15 protein-coding genes are annotated in these 17,848 nt (G+C 68.1%); 7 read left to right on the plus strand and 8 right to left on the minus strand.

The window, feature by feature from the left end; genetic code table 11:
• The first annotated feature begins 30 nt into the window (after nt 1–30).
• Together parC and DIE17_RS18845 are read left to right on the plus strand one after the other, a co-directional pair.
• Complete coding sequence (parC, locus tag DIE17_RS18840; protein ID WP_044846423.1) at nt 31–2,352, plus strand: DNA topoisomerase IV subunit A; 2,322 nt, start codon at nt 31–33, stop codon at nt 2,350–2,352.
• 246 nt (nt 2,353–2,598) lie between these two features.
• Nucleotides 2,599–3,057 (plus strand): CopD family protein, encoded by a 459-nt coding sequence (locus tag DIE17_RS18845; protein ID WP_044846424.1) that lies wholly within the window; start codon nt 2,599–2,601, stop codon nt 3,055–3,057.
• A gap of 67 nt (nt 3,058–3,124) precedes the next feature.
• Here DIE17_RS18845 and DIE17_RS18850 read toward each other — a convergent pair whose 3' ends face one another.
• On the minus strand, nt 3,125–4,009 hold the full coding sequence (locus tag DIE17_RS18850; protein WP_124521587.1) for a LysR family transcriptional regulator: 885 nt from the start codon (nt 4,007–4,009) through the stop codon (nt 3,125–3,127).
• Nucleotides 4,010–4,122: 113 nt separating this feature from the next.
• Between DIE17_RS18850 and DIE17_RS18855 the strand changes: the two genes are divergently transcribed.
• Nucleotides 4,123–4,569 carry a multidrug/biocide efflux PACE transporter gene (locus tag DIE17_RS18855; RefSeq protein ID WP_124521589.1) on the plus strand — a complete coding sequence of 149 codons (447 nt, stop codon included), beginning with the start codon at nt 4,123–4,125 and terminating at the stop codon, nt 4,567–4,569.
• Between the two features lie 43 nt (nt 4,570–4,612).
• On the opposite strand, the gene DIE17_RS18860 is transcribed toward DIE17_RS18855, so the two are convergent.
• From DIE17_RS18860 to DIE17_RS18890, 7 genes are all read right to left on the minus strand, one after another.
• Entirely contained in the window at nt 4,613–5,821 is a 1,209-nt protein-coding gene (locus DIE17_RS18860) for a chromate transporter (protein ID WP_124487173.1), read from the minus strand.
• A 207-nt stretch (nt 5,822–6,028) separates the two neighbouring features.
• Nucleotides 6,029–8,368 (minus strand): EAL domain-containing protein, encoded by a 2,340-nt coding sequence (locus DIE17_RS18865; protein WP_124487174.1) that lies wholly within the window; start codon nt 8,366–8,368, stop codon nt 6,029–6,031.
• Nucleotides 8,369–8,588: 220 nt separating this feature from the next.
• Nucleotides 8,589–9,470, minus strand: coding sequence for a PhzF family phenazine biosynthesis protein (locus DIE17_RS18870; RefSeq protein ID WP_124487175.1), 882 nt, complete (start codon nt 9,468–9,470; stop codon nt 8,589–8,591).
• Between the two features lie 13 nt (nt 9,471–9,483).
• Nucleotides 9,484–9,942 carry a RidA family protein gene (locus DIE17_RS18875; RefSeq protein WP_034190720.1) on the minus strand — a complete coding sequence of 153 codons (459 nt, stop codon included), beginning with the start codon at nt 9,940–9,942 and terminating at the stop codon, nt 9,484–9,486.
• Between the two features lie 50 nt (nt 9,943–9,992).
• Nucleotides 9,993–11,174: a PLP-dependent aminotransferase family protein gene (locus tag DIE17_RS18880; protein ID WP_124487176.1), complete on the minus strand. Its 1,182-nt coding sequence runs from the start codon at nt 11,172–11,174 to the stop codon at nt 9,993–9,995.
• Nucleotides 11,175–11,326: 152 nt separating this feature from the next.
• Nucleotides 11,327–12,235, minus strand: a complete 909-nt coding sequence (locus DIE17_RS18885) for a DMT family transporter (RefSeq protein WP_124521591.1) — start codon at nt 12,233–12,235, stop codon at nt 11,327–11,329.
• A 55-nt stretch (nt 12,236–12,290) separates the two neighbouring features.
• Entirely contained in the window at nt 12,291–12,983 is a 693-nt protein-coding gene (locus DIE17_RS18890) for a VOC family protein (protein WP_124521593.1), read from the minus strand.
• Nucleotides 12,984–13,213: 230 nt separating this feature from the next.
• Between DIE17_RS18890 and DIE17_RS18895 the strand changes: the two genes are divergently transcribed.
• The 4 genes from DIE17_RS18895 to DIE17_RS18910 all read left to right on the plus strand — a co-directional run bounded on the left by DIE17_RS18895 (nt 13,214) and on the right by DIE17_RS18910 (nt 17,815).
• A complete protein-coding gene (locus DIE17_RS18895; RefSeq protein ID WP_124487178.1) occupies nt 13,214–14,674 on the plus strand; it encodes a PLP-dependent aminotransferase family protein in 1,461 nt (486 codons plus the stop codon).
• A gap of 158 nt (nt 14,675–14,832) precedes the next feature.
• A complete protein-coding gene (htpG, locus tag DIE17_RS18900) occupies nt 14,833–16,731 on the plus strand; it encodes a molecular chaperone HtpG (RefSeq protein WP_124521595.1) in 1,899 nt (632 codons plus the stop codon).
• An 8-nt stretch (nt 16,732–16,739) separates the two neighbouring features.
• Nucleotides 16,740–17,339 carry a chorismate--pyruvate lyase family protein gene (locus tag DIE17_RS18905; RefSeq protein WP_044846453.1) on the plus strand — a complete coding sequence of 200 codons (600 nt, stop codon included), beginning with the start codon at nt 16,740–16,742 and terminating at the stop codon, nt 17,337–17,339.
• Nucleotides 17,339–17,815, plus strand: coding sequence for a DNA-deoxyinosine glycosylase (locus tag DIE17_RS18910; RefSeq protein ID WP_044846432.1), 477 nt, complete (start codon nt 17,339–17,341; stop codon nt 17,813–17,815). Before DIE17_RS18905 ends, DIE17_RS18910 begins: the two co-directional genes overlap by 1 nt.
• Nucleotides 17,816–17,848: the final 33 nt, after the last annotated feature.

The following is a 17,848-nucleotide window of genomic DNA, read 5'->3' on the forward strand; positions in this document are numbered from 1 at the left end:
CCTCACGCCACTTACGAATACGGAATTCAGATGGACGACAATACTTCCGATCTCTTCGCCGGGTCCGACGCACCGGAAGCCGATGCGCTGACGCTCGGCAACTACGCGGAGCAGGCGTACCTCAGCTACGCGGTCAGCGTCGTGAAGAGCCGCGCGCTGCCCGACGTGTGCGACGGCCAGAAGCCGGTGCAGCGCCGGATCCTGTTCGCGATGAACGAAATGGGCCTCGGCCCCGACGCGAAGCCGGTGAAGTCGGCGCGCGTGGTCGGCGACGTGCTCGGTAAATATCACCCGCACGGCGACCAGTCGGCGTACGACGCGCTCGTGCGTCTCGCGCAGGATTTCTCGCTGCGCTATCCGCTGATCGACGGGCAGGGCAACTTCGGCTCGCGCGACGGCGACGGCGCGGCGGCGATGCGCTACACCGAAGCGCGGCTCACGCCGATCTCGAAGCTGCTGCTCGACGAGATCGACCAGGGCACGGTCGACTTCATGCCGAACTACGACGGCTCGTTCGAGGAGCCGAAGACGCTGCCGAGCCGCATGCCGTTCGTGCTGCTGAACGGCGCGTCGGGCATCGCGGTCGGCCTGGCCACCGAAATCCCGTCGCACAACCTGCGTGAAGTCGCGGCGGCGGCGGTCGCGTTGATCCGCAATCCGAAGCTTTCGCACGCGGAGCTGATGAACCTGATTCCCGGCCCGGATTTCCCGGGCGGCGGCCAGATCATCTCGAGCGACACCGAGATCGCGGCGGCCTATGAAACCGGCCGCGGCAGCCTGAAGGTGCGCGCGCGCTGGAAGATCGAGGATCTCGCGCGCGGCCAGTGGCAACTCGTCGTCACCGAGCTGCCGCCGAACACGTCGGGCCAGAAGGTGCTCGAGGAAATCGAGGAACTGACCAACCCGAAGCTCAAGCTCGGCAAGAAGACGCTCACGCCCGAGCAGCTCAACACCAAGAAGGCGATGCTCGACCTGCTCGACGCGGTGCGCGACGAGTCGGGCAAGGAAGCGGCGGTGCGGCTCGTGTTCGAGCCGAAGTCGCGCACGATCGACCAGACGGAATTCGTGAACACGCTGCTCGCGTACACGAGCCTCGAATCGAACGCGACGCTGAACCTCGTGATGATCGGCGCCGACGGCCGGCCGGGCCAGAAGGGGCTGCTGACGATCCTCGACGAGTGGGTGAAGTTCCGCCAGCTGACGATGACGCGCCGCTGCCGCCATCGTCTCGCGAAGGTCGACGACCGCATCCACATCCTCGAAGGGCGGATGATCGTCTTCCTGAACATCGACGAGGTGATCCGCATCATCCGCGAGTCGGACGAGCCGAAGGCCGCGCTGATGAGCGCGTTCGGCCTCTCCGACCGCCAGGCGGAAGACATCCTCGAAATCCGCCTGCGTCAGCTCGCGCGGCTCGAGAAGATCAAGATCGAGAAGGAACTCGAGGCGCTGCGCGACGAGAAGGCGAAGCTCGAGGAACTGCTCGCGAACGAAAGCGCGATGAAGCGGCTGATGATCAAGGAGATCGAGGCCGACGCGAAGCAGTACGGCGACGATCGCCGCACGCTGATCCAGCAGGAAAAGCGCGCGACGTTCGAGGCGAAGGTCGTCGACGAGCCGGTGACGGTCGTCGTGTCGCAGAAGGGCTGGGTGCGTGCGCTGAAGGGCCACGGGCTCGACCCGGCCGGCTTCACGTTCAAGGCCGGCGATCACCTGTACGCGGCGTTCCAGTGCCGCACGCCCGATCGCCTGATCGCATGGGGCAGCAGCGGCCGCGTGTACTCGGTCGACGTGTCGGTGCTGCCGGGCGGGCGCGGCGACGGCGTGCCGGTCACGTCGCTGATCGAGCTCGAATCGGGCTCGCATCTGATGCACTACTACGCGGCGCCGGCCGATCAGCAACTGCTGCTCGCGTCGAGCAACGGCTTCGGCTTCCTCGCGAAGGTCGGCGACATGGTGAGCCGCGTGAAGGCCGGCAAGTCGTTCATGACGATCGATGCAGGCGCGGTGCCGCTCGCGCCGATGCCGGTACTGCCGAACGCGACGCAGGTCGCGTGTCTGTCGAGCGGCGGCCGTCTGCTGGTGTTCGGGATGGACGAGATGAAGACGCTGTCGGGCGGCGGCCGCGGCGTGATCCTGATGGCGCTCGACGACAAGGAAACGCTCGTGCAGGCGCTCGCGATCGACCCGGCCGGTGTCGTGCTGATCGGCACCGGGCGCGGCGGCAAGGCGCAGGACGAGACGCTGTCGTACGCGGGGCTCGCGCCGCACGTCGGCAAGCGCGCACGCAAGGGCCGCGCGCCGGAAACGAAGCTCAAGGTCGTCAACGAGCTGCGTCCGCTGCTCGGCTGACGCCGCATCCGGTCGCCGGCTCGACCGGCATCGAAGGCCGCACCTCCGCTTCGGCGGGCGTGCGGCCTGTTTGTTTTGGGGCGACGCATGCAGGAAAGCGAGCGTGGCGCCGTCACGCGGAACTTGCAAATATTGTGAAATACCGCCGGGGGTCTGAACCGACCGGCGGTCCGCCGGTCGAACGTCGCTCGAGACCGCGCGTGACGCGGCTGTTCGTTGCACTCAACTCATAACAGGATTGCCGCCATGTCCCACGCTGTTGCCGTCGCGCTGTTTCTTCATCTGCTGGCCGTCGCCGTGTGGGTGGGCGGGATGGTCTTCGCGCACTTCTGCCTGCGCCCGGCGCTGTCCGACCTGACGCCACAGCTGCGGCTGCCGCTGATCGAGGGCGTGTTCGGCCGCTTCTTCAACTGGGTGTCGGGCTCGGTGATCGTGATCCTGCTGTCCGGCGGTTTCCTGCTCACGGCCTTCGGCGGCGCGCACGCGACGTGGACGCTGCATGCGATGGCGGGGCTCGGCGTCGTGATGATGCTGATCTTCGGCCATATCCGCTTCGCGCTGTTCCCGCGCATCCGCCGCGCGGTGCAGGCGCAGAACTGGCCGGACGGTGCGCGCGCGGTGAACACGGTGCGCCTGCTGGTCGTCGTCAACCTCGTGCTCGGCGTCGTGACGATCGGCGCGGCCGTGCTGTCGCGCGGCTTCTGATCGCCTCGCCGGCCTCTGATTTCGCGGCGCCGTTCGGCGCTCGCCGCCGGTGCGGTGCCGCGCGCCGCTACGCGGCCAGCATCGCGTCGAGCAGCCACGCGCCGGCCGGGCCGAGCGGCCGGTTGCGCGACCACACGGCATCGACCCGCACGCGGCGCGGCCAGCCGCGCGCGCGCAGTTCGCACAGCCGATCGCGCGCGAAGTGCTCGACCATCCAGCGCGGCAGCTCGGCCCAGCCGAACCCCAGCACCGCCATCTCCAGCAGCATCAGGTAGCTCGGCGCGAGCCAGCGCTGCGTGCCGACGACGATCCGGTCGGCAGCGCCGCGATCCTCCGGTTTCACATACGTATTGAGGCGCAGCTCGCGCGCGTCGCGCAGCGCCGCATGCGGCACGTCGGCGTCGCCATAGGCCGCCAGCGCGTGCGTGCGCCCGACGAACAGGCCGATCTCCGACTCTTCCGCCACCGTCGCCGCGCCGATATCGGGCGGATAGACCGCGCGCGCGGCCATCAGCCCGAGCTGTGCGCGACCCTGCTGGATCAGGTCGAGTACGTCCTCGTGCTCGGCAATCTGGCATTCGAGCTCGAGCGCCGGAAAGCGCCGCTCGAGCGCCATCAAGGTTTCCTCGTAACGCTTCGACTGGTACGTGTCGGACACGACGAGCGTCAGCCGCGCTTCCTCGCCCTGCGCGAGCCGCGCGGCGGTGCGGTCGATTGCCGCGCCGGCCTCCAGCGCGCGCTGCACCTGCGGGAGCAGCGCGCGGCCGGCATCGGTCAGCGTCGGCGCGCGCGTCGAGCGGTCGAACAGCTGCACGCCGAGATCGATCTCGAGGTTCGCGATCGCTTCGGACACCGTCGACTGGCGCTTGCCGAGCTTGCGGGCGGCGGCCGTGAACGAGCCGAGCAGCGCGGCTTCGGCGAAGGCGAGCAGGGCTTCGGGGGCGTGGCGCATGCGGCGAACCTCAGGGTTTTATATCGGTAAAACCGATGATATCAAACTGGATTCGCGCGGTTTCGCCGATCAAAATGCCCGGCATGGATTGTACGAACACATCGGAGGGAACCATGAAACAGATCAACAAAACGGTGACGGAACGTCTCGTTCATGCGCTGACGTTCGAGCTGGTGGCGATCGCGCTGTGCGCGCCGATCGGTGCGTGGCTGCTCGACATGCCGGTGTCGCACGTCGGCGTGCTGACGGTGATGGTGTCGCTGATCGCGATGGCCTGGAACATGACGTTCAACACGCTGTTCGACCGCTTCGAGCGGCGGGCGGGCCTCACGCGCACGCTCGGCATGCGGATCGCGCATGCGGTCCTGTTCGAGCTCGGCCTCGTCGCGATGGTGGTGCCGGTCGCCGCGTGGTGGCTGAACGTGAGCCTCGTCGAGGCGCTGCTGCTCGACCTCGGCATCGTGCTGTTCTTCCTGCCCTACACGTTCTGCTTCAACCTCGCGTACGACGCGCTGCGCGCACGCTGGGCCGCACGCCGCGTCGCGGTACCGGCGGGCTGAGCCGCAAGCGTCCGGCGGCGGGGGCGGCGACCGGGGCCAGCCGTCAGTGGGCGACGGCCCACAGCCACACGCCGCATGCGATCGCGACCGCACCGTAGACGGCATACACGGGCACCTTGAAGCGCGTGAAGCACAGCGTCGCGAAGGCGCCCGTGAGCCAATAGACGGGATCGGCCGGTTCGCGATGCAGGATCTTCACGACGGCGACGACGAGAAAGCCCGTCGTCGCCGCGCGCAGCAGGCGCATCCCGTGCTCGAAGCGCGAATGGCGCTTGAGCCGGAACAGATGGTTCTGCGCGAACACGACGAGACATCCCGACGGAATGAACAGCGCGGCGGTCGCGAGCAGCGCACCGCTCCAGCCGTCGGTCAGGTAGCCGAGAAACGGCACGACGTTCAGCAGCGGGCCGGGCGCCACCGGCGACAGCGCGAAGGCGAGCGTGAAGTCGCGATCGGAGATGCCGGTGGCCGGCGACACGAACAGCGTCTTGAGCACGGGCAGCGCGGAGAAGCCGCCGCCGAACAGCGTCATGCCGGCGCCGGCGAGCCGCGGCCACAGCAGCGTCTCCTGGTAGTCGCCGGGCAGCGGCAGTGCGAATACCGCGACGAGTACGGCCAGCAGCACGAGCAGGTTGCGGTCGCGTTTCGACAGCGTGACGTCGACCGTGGCGTGTTGCGGCGGCCCGGTGAGCCAGCCAGCTGCAAACGCCGCGAAAAGAATCCCGACGAAAGCGGCCGGACTATGCGCGAAAGCGAGCAGAATCGTCGACAGCGCGGCGATCACCTGTTCGAGCCGCGTGCGCGCGAGCGCGCGCCACTGCTTGACCCACGTGACGCCGATCAGCGCGGCAAGCACCATCCCGAAGTGATTGATCAGCACCGGCGCGGCCAGCGAGCGCACGACCGGCGTGCGGTAGAAGATCGCAAACAGCGTCATCAGCACGGAGAACGGAAGGACGCTCGCGATGCCGGCGACCCACGCGCCTGCGCGGCCGTGCAGCGTCTGGCCGACCTGCACGGCGACATTACAGCCGACGGGGCCTGGCACGAGCCATGCAAGGGCGACGAAATCGGCGAACACGTGCGGCTCGATGCGCTGCCACCGCTCGACGTAGTGGCGTTCGAGCTGCGCCATCATCGAAAGCCCGCCCCACGACAGCGCGGAAATGCCGGCGACGACCTTGAACAAGGCCCACAGGGATGCCTGTGCCTGTTCGACACGTTCGGCCGCTTCGACTTCGACGGTGGTCATGATGGTGTTGCGGTTGGCGCCGGGCCTGGTCTCGCGCATAGGGACGTGCCGGCGGCCCGCCGACACGATGGCCCTCCCGATTGTCCGCCGCGAGTCATGACACTGCCATGCGCGAAAACGCTAGTAAATGAACTAAACAACCGCATCGGAAGCCGAAATGATCGATGTGCCGCGCAACATGGGCCGTGCGGGTTGCAGGTTGCGGGTTCAGGCGCCGGTGCTGCCGGTCGCGCGGTGCGCGAGGACGTTCGGCCGGTTGCCGCGCACGCCGAAGCGCGCGATCAGCGCGGGGATCGCGTCGGCCGGCACGGGGCGCGAGAACAGGAAGCCCTGCGCCTCGATCTCGCCGAGCGCGGACAGCCATGCGATCTGCTCCTCGGTTTCGGTGCCTTCGACGACGACCGTCAGGCCGAGCGAGCGCGCGAGATGCACGATCGACGACACCATCACGCACACGCTGCGATCGTTCGGGATCGCCTGCACGAACGAGCGGTCGACCTTCAACGTATCGACGGAGAAGCGGTGCAGGTACGACAGCGACGAGTAGCCGGTGCCGAAGTCGTCGAGCGCGATCCGGATGCCGAGCTTCTTCAGCGCGACGATCTTCTCGGACACGAGCTCCGGATATTCCATCATCGCGGTCTCGGTGATCTCGAGCTCGAGCCGGTTCGCGTCGATGCCGGTGTCCTGCAGCGCCTGCGAAATCGTCTCGATCAGGTCGCCGCGCCAGAACTGTACCGGCGAGATGTTGACCGCGAGCGTCAGCGTGTCGTGGCCGTCGTCGCGCCAGCGCGCGATCTGTTCGCACGCGGTTCGGATCACGAAGTCGCCGATCGGCACGATCAGGCCCGTCGATTCGGCGATCGAAATGAATTCGTTCGCGGAGATGACCCCGTGCTCGGGGTGATCCCAACGCGCGAGCGCCTCGAAGCCGGTGATCGTGCGGTGCGTCAGGTCGATCTTCGGCTGGTACGCGAGGAACAGCTGCCCGTCGGCGAGCGCGACGCGCAGTTGCTGTTCCCAGCGCATCAGGTGATCCGCGCGATGCGACAGGTGCGGCGCGTAGAACTGGTAGCAGTTCTTGCCCGCATCCTTCGCGCTGTACATCGCGAGGTCGGCCTTCTTCAGCAGGTCGATTTCGCTTTCGTTCGCGACGGTGTGCAGCGCGATGCCGATGCTCGCATGCAGCACGAACGAACTGCCGCGCACGTCGAACGGCTCGCCGAACATCCGGATGATCGCTTCCGCGAGCCGCACCGCGCGCCGTTCGACGTCGTCGCCCTTCATCACGACGACGAACTCGTCGCCGCCGATCCGTGCGAGCGAGCCTTCGTCGCCGACGGCATCCGACAGGCGCGACGCGGTCATCTGCAGCACGATGTCGCCGGCGTTGTGGCCGAGCGTGTCGTTGACGGTCTTGAAGTTGTCGAGGTCGATGAACAGCAGGCCGAGCCGCGACAGGCTGGCCGGCATCGACACGTCGTTGCGCAGCCCGCGCAGGGTCGCGTAGCGGTTCGCGAGGCCGGTGAGCAGGTCGTATTCGGCGAGCTGGGTCATCTCGCGCTCGCGGCCGAGCAGCTTGCCGATCAGCCCCGTCGCGACGCCGAAGAACGCGAGCATCGCGAGCGTGATGAAGCTCGTCATCAGCAGGTAGACGTTGCGCGTATGGTAGTAGTCCGCGTATTCCTCGGTCTGCGACAGCCCGACCATCACGGCGAGCGGGTAGCCGTCGAGGTGGCGGTACGACACGATGCGCGTGACGCCGTCGATCGGGTCGATGATCGTGCCCGTGACGCGCTCGGCGATCGGGTAGACGCCCGATGCGGAGAACGCCCCCGGTGCGTTGTTGAGCGAGCCGGTGCGCCGCGCGAGCACGGCACCCGTATCCGACACGACGGAGATCACGCCTTCCTTGCCGATCGCCGCGTTGTTGTAGAAGTCGTTCGTGAAGTAGCTCGGGTCTTCCGACACCACGACGATGCCGGCGAAGCTGCCGTCCGGGTTGTTCAGGCGCCGCGTCATCTGCAGCGTCCAGTGGCTCGACACGCGGCCGAGCACGGGCTTGCTGATGTACAGGCGATCGTCGTTGTGCGCGAGGTGGACCTTGAAGTGCTCGCGGTCGGACAGGTTGATCGGTTTCGGGTGGAGTTCGGCCGTGTTCGCGAACAGGATGCCCTTCGCGTTGACGAGCGAAACCTGGATCAGCGTGTCGCTCGGCACGACGCCTTTTTCGACCGTGCTCGCGAGGTTGAAGCGCGCGGGCGATTTCTCGAATTCGAACTTGACGAAGCGGGTGATCTGGTCGACCTGGTGGATCGCCTTGACCGTGTGCTGTTCGAGCGCGGACGACAGGATCGCCGCGGAAGCCGCCGCTTCCTTGTACGCGCTGTCCTTTTCGACCGACAGCCGCGCGATGATCACGGCCCACAGCAGCGCGAGCGCGAGCATCCCGAGCAGCGGGATCGCGAACAGCGCGCGCCGGCGCGACTTGCGTGGCGCGCGTAGCGGCCGGTTCGGCGGCGGGTGGTTTGACCGGGCGGAGCTCATCGAAGAGGGCGGCGTCCTGCTCGCGTGCGCCATCCCGCGTCGGGATGGCCGGCTATGGTTGGGGTCGCACCGGCGTCTGTTCGTACGCGGGATGCGCAACCATGGACAGACCCGCCGAAGCGACGGATTAGGCCCGATATTACTGGCTGGAACGTTTTTGCGATAGCCGGGGGAATCGTAGGGCGCCGGCCGGGCCGGCGCCATCGCACATCGCGAAATGTTACACGGGGGACCGGAAGGTGCCGTCGACGACCGTGACGACGTGGCCGCCGATCCACGTGGTGCCGTCTTCGGCATAGCTGACGAAGATGCGGCCGTCGCGGCCGATCGCCGTGCCCTGGCGGGCCGTATACGACTGGCCGGGGCGGCGTCCCTGCCGCGTCAGCAGCCCGGCCAGCGCGGCGTTTGCGCTGCCGGTGACCGGGTCCTCGCCGAAGCCGAAGTCGCCGCCCGTCATCAGGCAGCGGATTTCGAAGGTCGCGGGACCGCCTTCGGCATGCGGCGCGTAGACCGCGAGGCCGTCCGTGCCGTAGCGGCGCGTGAGCGCCTCCAGCGCGGCCGGATCGGGCGCCAGCCCGATGCACGCGTCGGCCGACTTCAGCCGCACGACCAGCCACGGCGCGCCATTGTCGATCGCGCACGGCTCGGCTTCCAGGTCGATCGCGTCGCTGCGCAACGCGGCCACCAGTGCCGGGTAGTCCGAACGGTCGAGCGGCGTGAACCGTGCCGGCGGCGCGGCAAATGCCCAGCCATCGGCCTGTTCGCGCAGTTCGACCAGGCCGACCCCGCATTGCTGGACCAGCCGGCCCGGCGTGCGCGGCCGCGCGCCGCTTTCCAGGAACGCATGCGCGGTGCCGAGCGTCGGGTGGCCGGCGAACGGCAGCTCGCCCGCCGTCGTGAAGATCCGCACGCGGTAGTCGGCGCCCGGATCGGTCGGCGTGCAGACGAACGTGGTTTCCGACAGGTTCGTCCAGCGGGCGATCGCGAGCATGGCGTCGTCGCCGAGCGAGTCGGCGTCGAACACCACGGCGAGCGGGTTGCCCTTGAACAGCACCGACGTGAACACGTCGACCTGCTTGAAGCGGACGAGACGACCGGTCACCTCGATGCCCCCGTTACGCGACTTCGGCGATCAGTTCGATCTCGACGCACGCGCCGAGCGGAATCTGCGCGACGCCGAACGCCGAACGCGCGTGCTTGCCGGCGTCGCCGAACACCTCGGCGATCAGTTCCGACGCACCGTTCGTCACGACGTGCTGTTCGGTGAAGTCGAGCGTCGAGTTGACGAGGCTCATCAGCTTCACGATGCGCGTGACCTTGTTCAGGTCGCCCGTGTGCGCGTGCAGCGTCGCGAGCAGGTCGATCGCGATCGCGCGCGCAGCCGCCTTGCCGTCTTCCGTCTGCAGGTCCGCGCCGAGCTTGCCGGCCCAGACCTTGCCGTCCTTCTTCGCAATGTGGCCCGACAGGTAGACCGTGTTGCCGCTTTGCGCGCTCATCACGTAGGCGGCGGCCGGTGCGCCGGCGGTCGGGAGCTCGATGCCGAGCGACTTCAGCTTGTCGTAGACGTTAGCCATGGATTCGATTCCTCGTGGATCGTAGAGAGTCGTGACAGGGAAAAAGCGGATCAGAGACGCTCGCGCAGCAGCTTGCCGAGGCGCGCGACGCCTTCCTCGATCTTCTCCGGCGGCACCGTCACGAACGACAGGCGCAGCGTGTTCTGCTGCGGGTCGTTCGCGAAGAACGGCGCGCCCGGCACGAAGGCGACGTGGTTGGCGACCGCGGCCTCGAGCAGCTTCATGCTGTCGATCTGCGCGGGCAGGTTCACCCAGATGAACATGCCGCCGTCCGGGCGGTTCCACGTGACGCCTTCCGGCATGTGGCGCGCGAGCGACGCGAGCATCGCCTCGCATTGCGCGCCGTACAGCTGGCGGATCGTCGGGATGTGCTCGTCGAGGAAGCCGTCCTTGATCACTTCGTGCGCGATGCGCTGCGTGAGCGTCGGCGTGTGCAGGTCGGTGGCCTGCTTGGCCTGCACGAGCTTGAAGTGGAGTTCCTCGGGGGCAATGATGTAGCCGATCCGCAGGCCCGGCGCGAGCACCTTCGAGAACGTGCCGAGGTGCACGATATGGTCGGGCGCCATCGACAGCATCGTCGGCAGCGGCTCGCCCTGGTAGTTCAGTGCGCCGTACGGGTCGTCTTCCAGCACCGGGAACGGGCTCGACTGCGCGAACGCGGCGAGCGCGCGGCGGCGCTCGACGGGCAGGCGGCGGCCGGTCGGGTTCTGGAAGTTCGGCTGCGCGTACAGCAGGCGCGCGCCTTGCGTGAGCGCGGGCGTGAGGCCTTCGGGCAGCAGGCCCTGCTCGTCGGTCGGCACCTGCACGTAGCGCGGCTCGTACAGCGAGAACGACTGCAGCGCGCCGAGGTAGGTCGGGGTTTCGACGAGGATCGGGCTGTCCGGATCGATCAGCGCCTTGCCGAGCAGGTCGAGCGCCTGCTGCGAGCCGGTCGTGATCAGCACCTGCGACACGCGCACGCTGTAGCGCTCGGCGATCCATTCGCGCAGCGGCAGGTAGCCTTCGGTCGCGCTGTACTGGAGTGCGGCGGCGGGCGCATCGCGCAGCACGCGGTCGGCCGCGGCGCGCATGCGCTCGGCCGGGAACGTCGCGGGAGCGGGCAGGCCGCCTGCGAACGAGATGACCTCGGGGCGTTCCGTGACCTTCAGGATCTCGCGGATCGCAGAGCTCGTCAGCTTGCGGGCGCGTTCGGAAAGCTGCCAGTGCGGCGGATGCAGGTCGCTCGGATTCATAGTCTCCTCGTTCGGATATCGTGGTCAGTCAAGAAAGGTCGGTCAGGCAGATTGCGTCGACGCAGCCGGGTGGGCGTGCGGGAGCGCGATCGGGCCGTCGCGGCCGGGTGGGCAAAACCGTTCAGGCAAAACGGACATTATGGCGCACCTCATCAACCGGCGCGAGCGGGACGCGGGGCCGTGGCCACCGCCGAGCGCCGGCCGAGCATCACGGTCGCGATCACGGCGGCCGCGAACAGCCAGGTCGACGGCATCACCGTTTCGCCGAACAGCAGCGCGGAAAAGGCGATCGTGAAGAAGATCTGCAGCAGTTGCACCTGGCCGACGCGCGCGATGCCGCCCATGGCGAGCCCCGCGTACCACGCGAAAAAGCCGATGAATTGCGAAAAGAGGGTCACGTAGCCGAACGCGAGCCACGTGCGCAGCGCGAGCGGGGCAGGGTGCGCGGCGTGCTGCGTCCATGCGAGCCAGCCGACCGGCAGCACGAGGAACGGCGCGGACACGACGAGCGCCCAGCAGATCACCTGCCAGCCGCCGATCTGGCGCGCGAGGCGCGCGCCTTCCGCATAGCCGAGCGCGCCGATGCCGACCGCGACGAGCATCAGCGCGTCGCCGGCCTGCACCGTCCCGCCGCCGTCGCGCAGCGCGAACGCGATCACCAGCGCGCTGCCGGCCAGCGCACTGGCCCAGAACGCCTTCGACGGCCGTTCATGCGACAGCCACGCCGCGTACAGCGCGACGAACAGCGGCTGCAGGCCGTTGACGACCGCGCCGTGCGACGCCGGCACGGTCTTCATCGCCCACGCGGAGAACACCGGATACGCGATGATCACGCCGGCCGACACGACCGCGAGGCTTTTCAGTTGCGCGCGGGTCGGCAGCCGTTCGCGGCGCCACCACAGCAGCAGGCCGGCCGGCACCGACGCGGCGAGCGCGCGGCCGAGCCCGTTCAGCAGCGGGTTGAGTTCGGAGACGACGATACGCGTCATCGGCAGCGTGAGGCTGAAGATCATCACGCCGATGAGGCCGAGCAGCATGCCCCGGGTTTCGCGCGAATTCATGGACTGGGTGTCTCCGTATTGCAGGGTTCGGGTAATCGAAAGGGCGCCGGGGCGGTCAGCGCAGCGTGCGTGCGCCCTGCGGCGTGTCGAATTCGGCGACGAGCGCCGGCGGGCCGTCGCCGGTGTCGAGGTCGAGCAGATGGCCGGCGCCGAGCCAGTCGAGCTGCTCGCGGACGGCATCCGCACGCGGGTGGACGCCCTTGAGCGCCTTCAGCGCGACGCCGTTGTCCGGCAGCGATTCGGCCGGATGGCGCGGGCTGTCCCACTGGATCAGCGACGGCACGAGGCCGTCGCCGGCGCCTTGCCATGCGGGGAACGCGCCGTCGTCGGGCACCGTGAGGCCCCAGCTCAGGTCGCCGCGCCGCATCGCGACGACCGGTGCGATGCGCGTCGGGTACTGGCTTTGCCACAGCGCGAGCCGGCGCGGGCGGTCGACGCGCGCGACCCAGTGCGCGAGGAACGGGCCCTGCGCGAGCCGCGCGTGCATCGCCGGATCGTCGAGGCCGAACAGCCGCGCGCGCGGCGGCGTGGCGTCGTCGCCTGCCATGGGCGCGTCGGGATCGATCGCGATCACTTCGAGGTACAGCCCGCCCCACGCGCCGAACAGCGCGTTGTGGGTGCGCATCAGCGGATGGCGGCCGCCGCCGGCCGGTTCGATGCCGAGCGCGTCGGCGACGTGGCGCACGCCTTCGTCGAGCGTACGCGCGGCGATCACGAGATGGTCGAGGGTCAGGGAGCGGGCTGGCATGAACGTCGGTCGGGAAGCGAAAGTGTCATGGTGGGCGGGCGACGCGCGGGACGGTTGGGCGGCCGACCGGTGTCCGGCCGCGAATGCAGGCCGGACGGGGCTGCGCCGCATACGGCAGGGCCGGAACGGCGGCCGCACGATCGCCATTCCGGTCAACTGTAATCGTCGGCACCGGCACAGTAACGGTACAATCGGCGCGATAGCCTTCGGTACAGTTGGAGCCGCCGCCCATGTCCACCGTCCCACTCGCCCAGATTCCCGCGCCGCACGATACGGCCACGCTCACGCTCGTCGACCAGCTCGTCCAGTGGGCGCGGCGCCGCATCGACGAACGCGTGTTCCGGCCCGGCATGCGGATGCCGTCGATCCGCAAGCTCGCGCTCGACAAGAGCGTGTCGCGCTTCACCGTGGTGGAAGCGTACGAACGGCTCGTCGCGCAGGGCTACCTCGACTCGCGGCGCGGCTCGGGCTTTTACGTGCGCGAGCGCACGGCCACCGGCCCGCTGCCGGCCGACAACGTGGTGCGCGTGGCCGAGGCCGCGCCGGTGCACAACACGATCGACGTGGTCTGGCTGCTGCGCAACATGCTGCATACCGCCAGCCCGGAAAAAGGGCCGGGTCTCGGCTACCTGCCGGGCCGCTGGCTCGACGGCGAGCTGATCACCGGTGCGCTGCGCGCGCTCGGGCGCCAGTCCGGCGCGCAGATGCTCGGTTTCGGCACCGCGCAGGGTTTCCTGCCGCTGCGCCAGCAGCTGCAGACGCGGCTCGCGGAAGTCGAGATCGGCGCGAAGCCCGAGCAGCTCGTGCTGGTGTCGGGCATCACGCAGGCGATCGACCTGATCTCGCGGATCTACGTGCGTCCCGGCGATGCGGTGATCGTCGGCGATCCCGCGTGGTTCCAGATGTTCGGCCGCTTCGCGTCGCAGGGCGCGCAACTGGTCGGGATGCCCTATACGCCGGACGGCCCCGATCTCGACGCGCTGGAAACGCTCGTGCAGATGTGGCGGCCGAAGATGCTCGTGATCAATTCGGTGCTGCAGAACCCGACCGGCACGTCGCTGTCGGCCGCGCAGGCGTTCCGGATCCTGAAGCTCGCGGAGGCGTACGATTTCCTCGTCGTCGAGGACGACGTGTACGGCGACCTGTGCCCGCCGAGCTATTCGGCCACGCGGCTCGCGAGCCTCGACCAGTTGAAGCGCGTGATCTACCTGGGCAGCTATTCGAAGACGCTCGCGGCGAATTTGCGGGTCGGCTATGTCGCCTGCGCGCCGGAGATCGCGAAGGCGGTCACCGACCAGAAGATGCTGGTCGGGATGACGACGCCGGAGCTCAACGAGCGCGTGTTGTACAAGATCCTGACCGAAGGGCACTACCGGCGCCACGTCGAGCGGCTGCGCGCGCGGCTCGACGGCGTGCGCGACAAGACCGCGCGCATGCTCGAGCGTACCGGGCTGCGGCTCTTCACGATGCCGGCGGCCGGGATGTTCCTGTGGGCCGACACGGGCGTCGATTCGGATGCGCTCGCGGCCGCCGCGCACGAGGAAGGCTTCCTGCTGACGCCGGGGAGCCTGTTCTCGCCGCAGCAGTCGTCGTCGACATGGACGCGCTTCAATGTCGCGAACTGCGGCGATCCGGCGCTGCCGGGGTTTCTCGCGCGCTATATCGAATCGGCGGCGCGGCGCGCGTCGTGACGCCGGGCGGCACGCCGCCCTTGAAATGCGCTCGCCCGTCCCCAGATACCCGCGCAAACCGCCTGCGCCAGGCGGTCGTCCTTGACGGGCCCGCCGGCATCGCGCGCCGGCGCACCCGCGCTACACCATTCAAGTTCAAGTAAGAGGAAACAGCATCCATGGCACACGAAACGATGAGCTTTCAGGCAGAGGTCAAGCAACTCCTCCACCTGATGATTCATTCGCTCTACAGCAACAAGGAAATCTTCCTGCGCGAACTGGTGTCGAACGCGTCCGACGCGGCCGACAAGCTGCGTTTCGAAGGGCTCGCGGACAACGCGCTGTACGAGAACGATCCGAACCTGCGCATCCGCATCGGCTTCGACAAGGCGGTACGCACGATCACGATCGAGGACAACGGCATCGGCATGAGCCGCGACGAGGCGATCGCGAACCTCGGCACGATCGCGCGTTCGGGCACCAAGGAATTCTTCACGAAGCTGTCCGGCGACCAGCAGAAGGATGCGGCGCTGATCGGCCAGTTCGGCGTCGGCTTCTACTCGGGCTTCATCGTCGCGGACAGGATCACCGTCGAGACGCGCCGCGCCGGCCTGCCGGCGAACGAAGCCGTGCGCTGGGAAAGCGCGGGCGAGGGCGATTTCACGATCGACGCGATCGAGCGCGCGCAGCGCGGCACGAAGATCACGCTGCACCTGCGCGAAGGCGAGGACGAGCTGCTGTCGTCGCACCGCCTGAAGTCGATCATCCAGAAGTATTCCGATCACATCGCGCTGCCGATCCTGATGCAGAAGGAAGAGTGGGATCAGGAAAAGGGCGAGATGGTCCTGAAGGACGAGGACGAGACGGTCAACCAGGCGAGCGCACTGTGGACGCGTTCGAAGAGCGACGTCACCGACGAACAGTACACGCAGTTCTACCAGCACATCGCGCACGACCACCAGGATCCGCTCACGTGGACCCACAACCGCGTCGAGGGCCGCAGCGAATACACGCAGCTGCTGTTCGTGCCGGCGCACGCGCCGTTCGACCTGTGGAACCGCGACTACCGCGGCGGCCTGAAGCTGTACGTGAAGCGCGTGTTCATCATGGACGACGCCGAGCAGCTGTTGCCGCAATACCTGCGCTTCGTGAAGGGCGTCGTCGATTCGGCCGACCTGCCGCTCAACGTATCGCGTGAAATCCTGCAGGAAAGCCGTGACGTGAAGGCGATCCGCGAAGGCGTGACCAAGCGCGCGCTGTCGATGCTCGAGGAGCTCGCGAACGCGGAAGAGGATGCCGGCAAGGAGAAGTACAAGACGTTCTGGAGCGCGTTCGGCCAGGTGCTGAAGGAAGGCCTTGGCGAGGATCACGCGAACCGCGAGCGCATCGCGAAGCTGCTGCGCTTCGCGTCGACGCACGGCGACACCAACGCGCAGGACGTGTCGCTCGCCGACTACGTGTCGCGCATGAAGCCCGAGCAGAGCAAGATCTACTACGTGACCGCCGATACGTGGCAGGCCGCGAAGAACAGCCCGCACCTGGAGGTGTTCCGCAAGAAGGGTGTCGAGGTGCTGCTGCTGACCGATCGCGTCGACGAATGGATGCTGTCGTTCCTGCACGAGTTCGACGGCAAGCCGCTCGCGAGCGTGGCGCGCGGCGATCTCGACCTCGGCGAGCTGAACGACGAGGAAAAGAAGGCGCAGGAGCAGGCGGGCGAGGCAATCAAGCCGGTCGTCGAGAAGATGAAGGAAGCGCTCGGCGACAAGGTGAAGGAAGTGCGCGTCACGTTCCGCCTGACCGATTCGCCGTCGTGCCTCGTCGCCGACGACAACGACATGAGCGGCTATCTGCAGCGGATGCTGAAGGCGGCCGGCCAGAACGCGCCGGCGATGCAGCCGATCCTCGAAATCAATCCGGAGCATGCGCTGGTGAAGCAGCTGAACGCCGATAGCGCCAACTTCGGCGACTGGTGCCATCTGCTGTTCGACCAGGCGTTGCTGGCCGAAGGCGGGATGCTCGACGATCCGGCGAGCTTCGTGAAGCGGACCAACGCGCTGCTGCTGTCGCGCACCGCGTGAACACGCGAATGCGATTCGACGGCGCACGGGCGGGCTGGCGCGACACGCCCCGGCCCGGCTGCACGCTCGACCAGCGCGACTGGCTCACGCGCGGCGGTTCGCTGACCGCGCATCTCGCGCGGCTTGGCAGCGTGAGCGTGCGCGTGACGCGCGAGGCCGTCGACTGTCCGTGGTTCGACGAGCCGGACGCGCTCGACAGTGCGCCGCGCGCGCCGATGTGGGTTCGCGAGGTGATCCTGTCGGTCGACGGCACGCCGTACGTCGCCGCGCACAGCATCGCGCCGCTCGCGGCCAGCAAGGGCGTGTGGCAGGCGATGCGGCGGCTGCGCACGCGGCCGCTCGCGGAGCTGCTGTACAGCGATCCGCAGGTCGAGCGCTCCGCGCTCGTCAGCCGGCGCGTGATCGCAGGTCATCCGCTGTATGCGCTCGCGAGCCATGCGCTCGGCGCGGGCGTGCGCGCGCCGCATGCGTTCGCCGCGCGGCGCTCGGTGTTCCAGCGGCGCGGCAAGCCGCTGATGGTCACCGAATGCATGTTGCCCGCGCTGTGGCGCCATCTCGATGCGCACGGCGACGGGCCGCGCTCCGTCGGACCGCGCGGAGCAGCGTGATGCTGCAAGGCTTTCCGCCGGTCGTCGGGCCGCATACGCATACGATGATTCTCGGCAGCTTTCCGGGCGAGGCGTCGCTCGATGCCGCGCAGTACTACGCGCATCCGCGCAACCAGTTCTGGCGGTTGCTCGGTGCGGTGCTCGGCGAACCCGGGCTGCACGAACTCGTGTATGACGCGCGGCTCGAACGCGTGCTTGCGCACGGCATCGGCATCTGGGACGTGCTCGATGCATGCCATCGCAAAGGCAGTCTCGATTCGGCGATCCGGAATGCGAAGCCGAACGACTTTGCTTCGTTGCGCGAGCATGCGCCGTTGCTGAAGAAAGTCTGCTTCAACGGCAAGACGGCAGGGCGGTTTGCCGATGTGATCGGCGCGGCGGGTTATGAAACGCTCGTGTTGCCTTCGTCGAGTCCGGCGAATGCGACGTTGTCGTTCGAACAGAAACTGGTGCTCTGGCGCGCCCTTCGCACCTGAGGCGCGCCGGATTCCGAGTATCCGGTGAAGCGG

Origin of the sequence: Burkholderia sp. Bp9099 (genome assembly GCF_003857805.1) — a bacterium.
Lineage (GTDB): Bacteria > Pseudomonadota > Gammaproteobacteria > Burkholderiales > Burkholderiaceae > Burkholderia.

Coding starts and splice junctions, on each gene's coding strand:
- DIE17_RS18880 (WP_124487176.1), bottom strand. CDS start 11,174: ATGAATCCGAGCGACCTGCATCCGCCGCACTGGCAGCTTTCCGAACGC.
- DIE17_RS18855 (WP_124521589.1), top strand. CDS start 4,123: ATGAAACAGATCAACAAAACGGTGACGGAACGTCTCGTTCATGCGCTG.
- DIE17_RS18890 (WP_124521593.1), bottom strand. CDS start 12,983: ATGCCAGCCCGCTCCCTGACCCTCGACCATCTCGTGATCGCCGCGCGT.
- DIE17_RS18895 (WP_124487178.1), top strand. CDS start 13,214: ATGTCCACCGTCCCACTCGCCCAGATTCCCGCGCCGCACGATACGGCC.
- DIE17_RS18910 (WP_044846432.1), top strand. CDS start 17,339: ATGCTGCAAGGCTTTCCGCCGGTCGTCGGGCCGCATACGCATACGATG.
- DIE17_RS18905 (WP_044846453.1), top strand. CDS start 16,740: ATGCGATTCGACGGCGCACGGGCGGGCTGGCGCGACACGCCCCGGCCC.
- DIE17_RS18845 (WP_044846424.1), top strand. CDS start 2,599: ATGTCCCACGCTGTTGCCGTCGCGCTGTTTCTTCATCTGCTGGCCGTC.
- parC (WP_044846423.1), top strand. CDS start 31: ATGGACGACAATACTTCCGATCTCTTCGCCGGGTCCGACGCACCGGAA.
- DIE17_RS18860 (WP_124487173.1), bottom strand. CDS start 5,821: ATGACCACCGTCGAAGTCGAAGCGGCCGAACGTGTCGAACAGGCACAG.
- DIE17_RS18865 (WP_124487174.1), bottom strand. CDS start 8,368: ATGAGCTCCGCCCGGTCAAACCACCCGCCGCCGAACCGGCCGCTACGC.
- DIE17_RS18885 (WP_124521591.1), bottom strand. CDS start 12,235: ATGAATTCGCGCGAAACCCGGGGCATGCTGCTCGGCCTCATCGGCGTG.
- htpG (WP_124521595.1), top strand. CDS start 14,833: ATGGCACACGAAACGATGAGCTTTCAGGCAGAGGTCAAGCAACTCCTC.
- DIE17_RS18875 (WP_034190720.1), bottom strand. CDS start 9,942: ATGGCTAACGTCTACGACAAGCTGAAGTCGCTCGGCATCGAGCTCCCG.
- DIE17_RS18850 (WP_124521587.1), bottom strand. CDS start 4,009: ATGCGCCACGCCCCCGAAGCCCTGCTCGCCTTCGCCGAAGCCGCGCTG.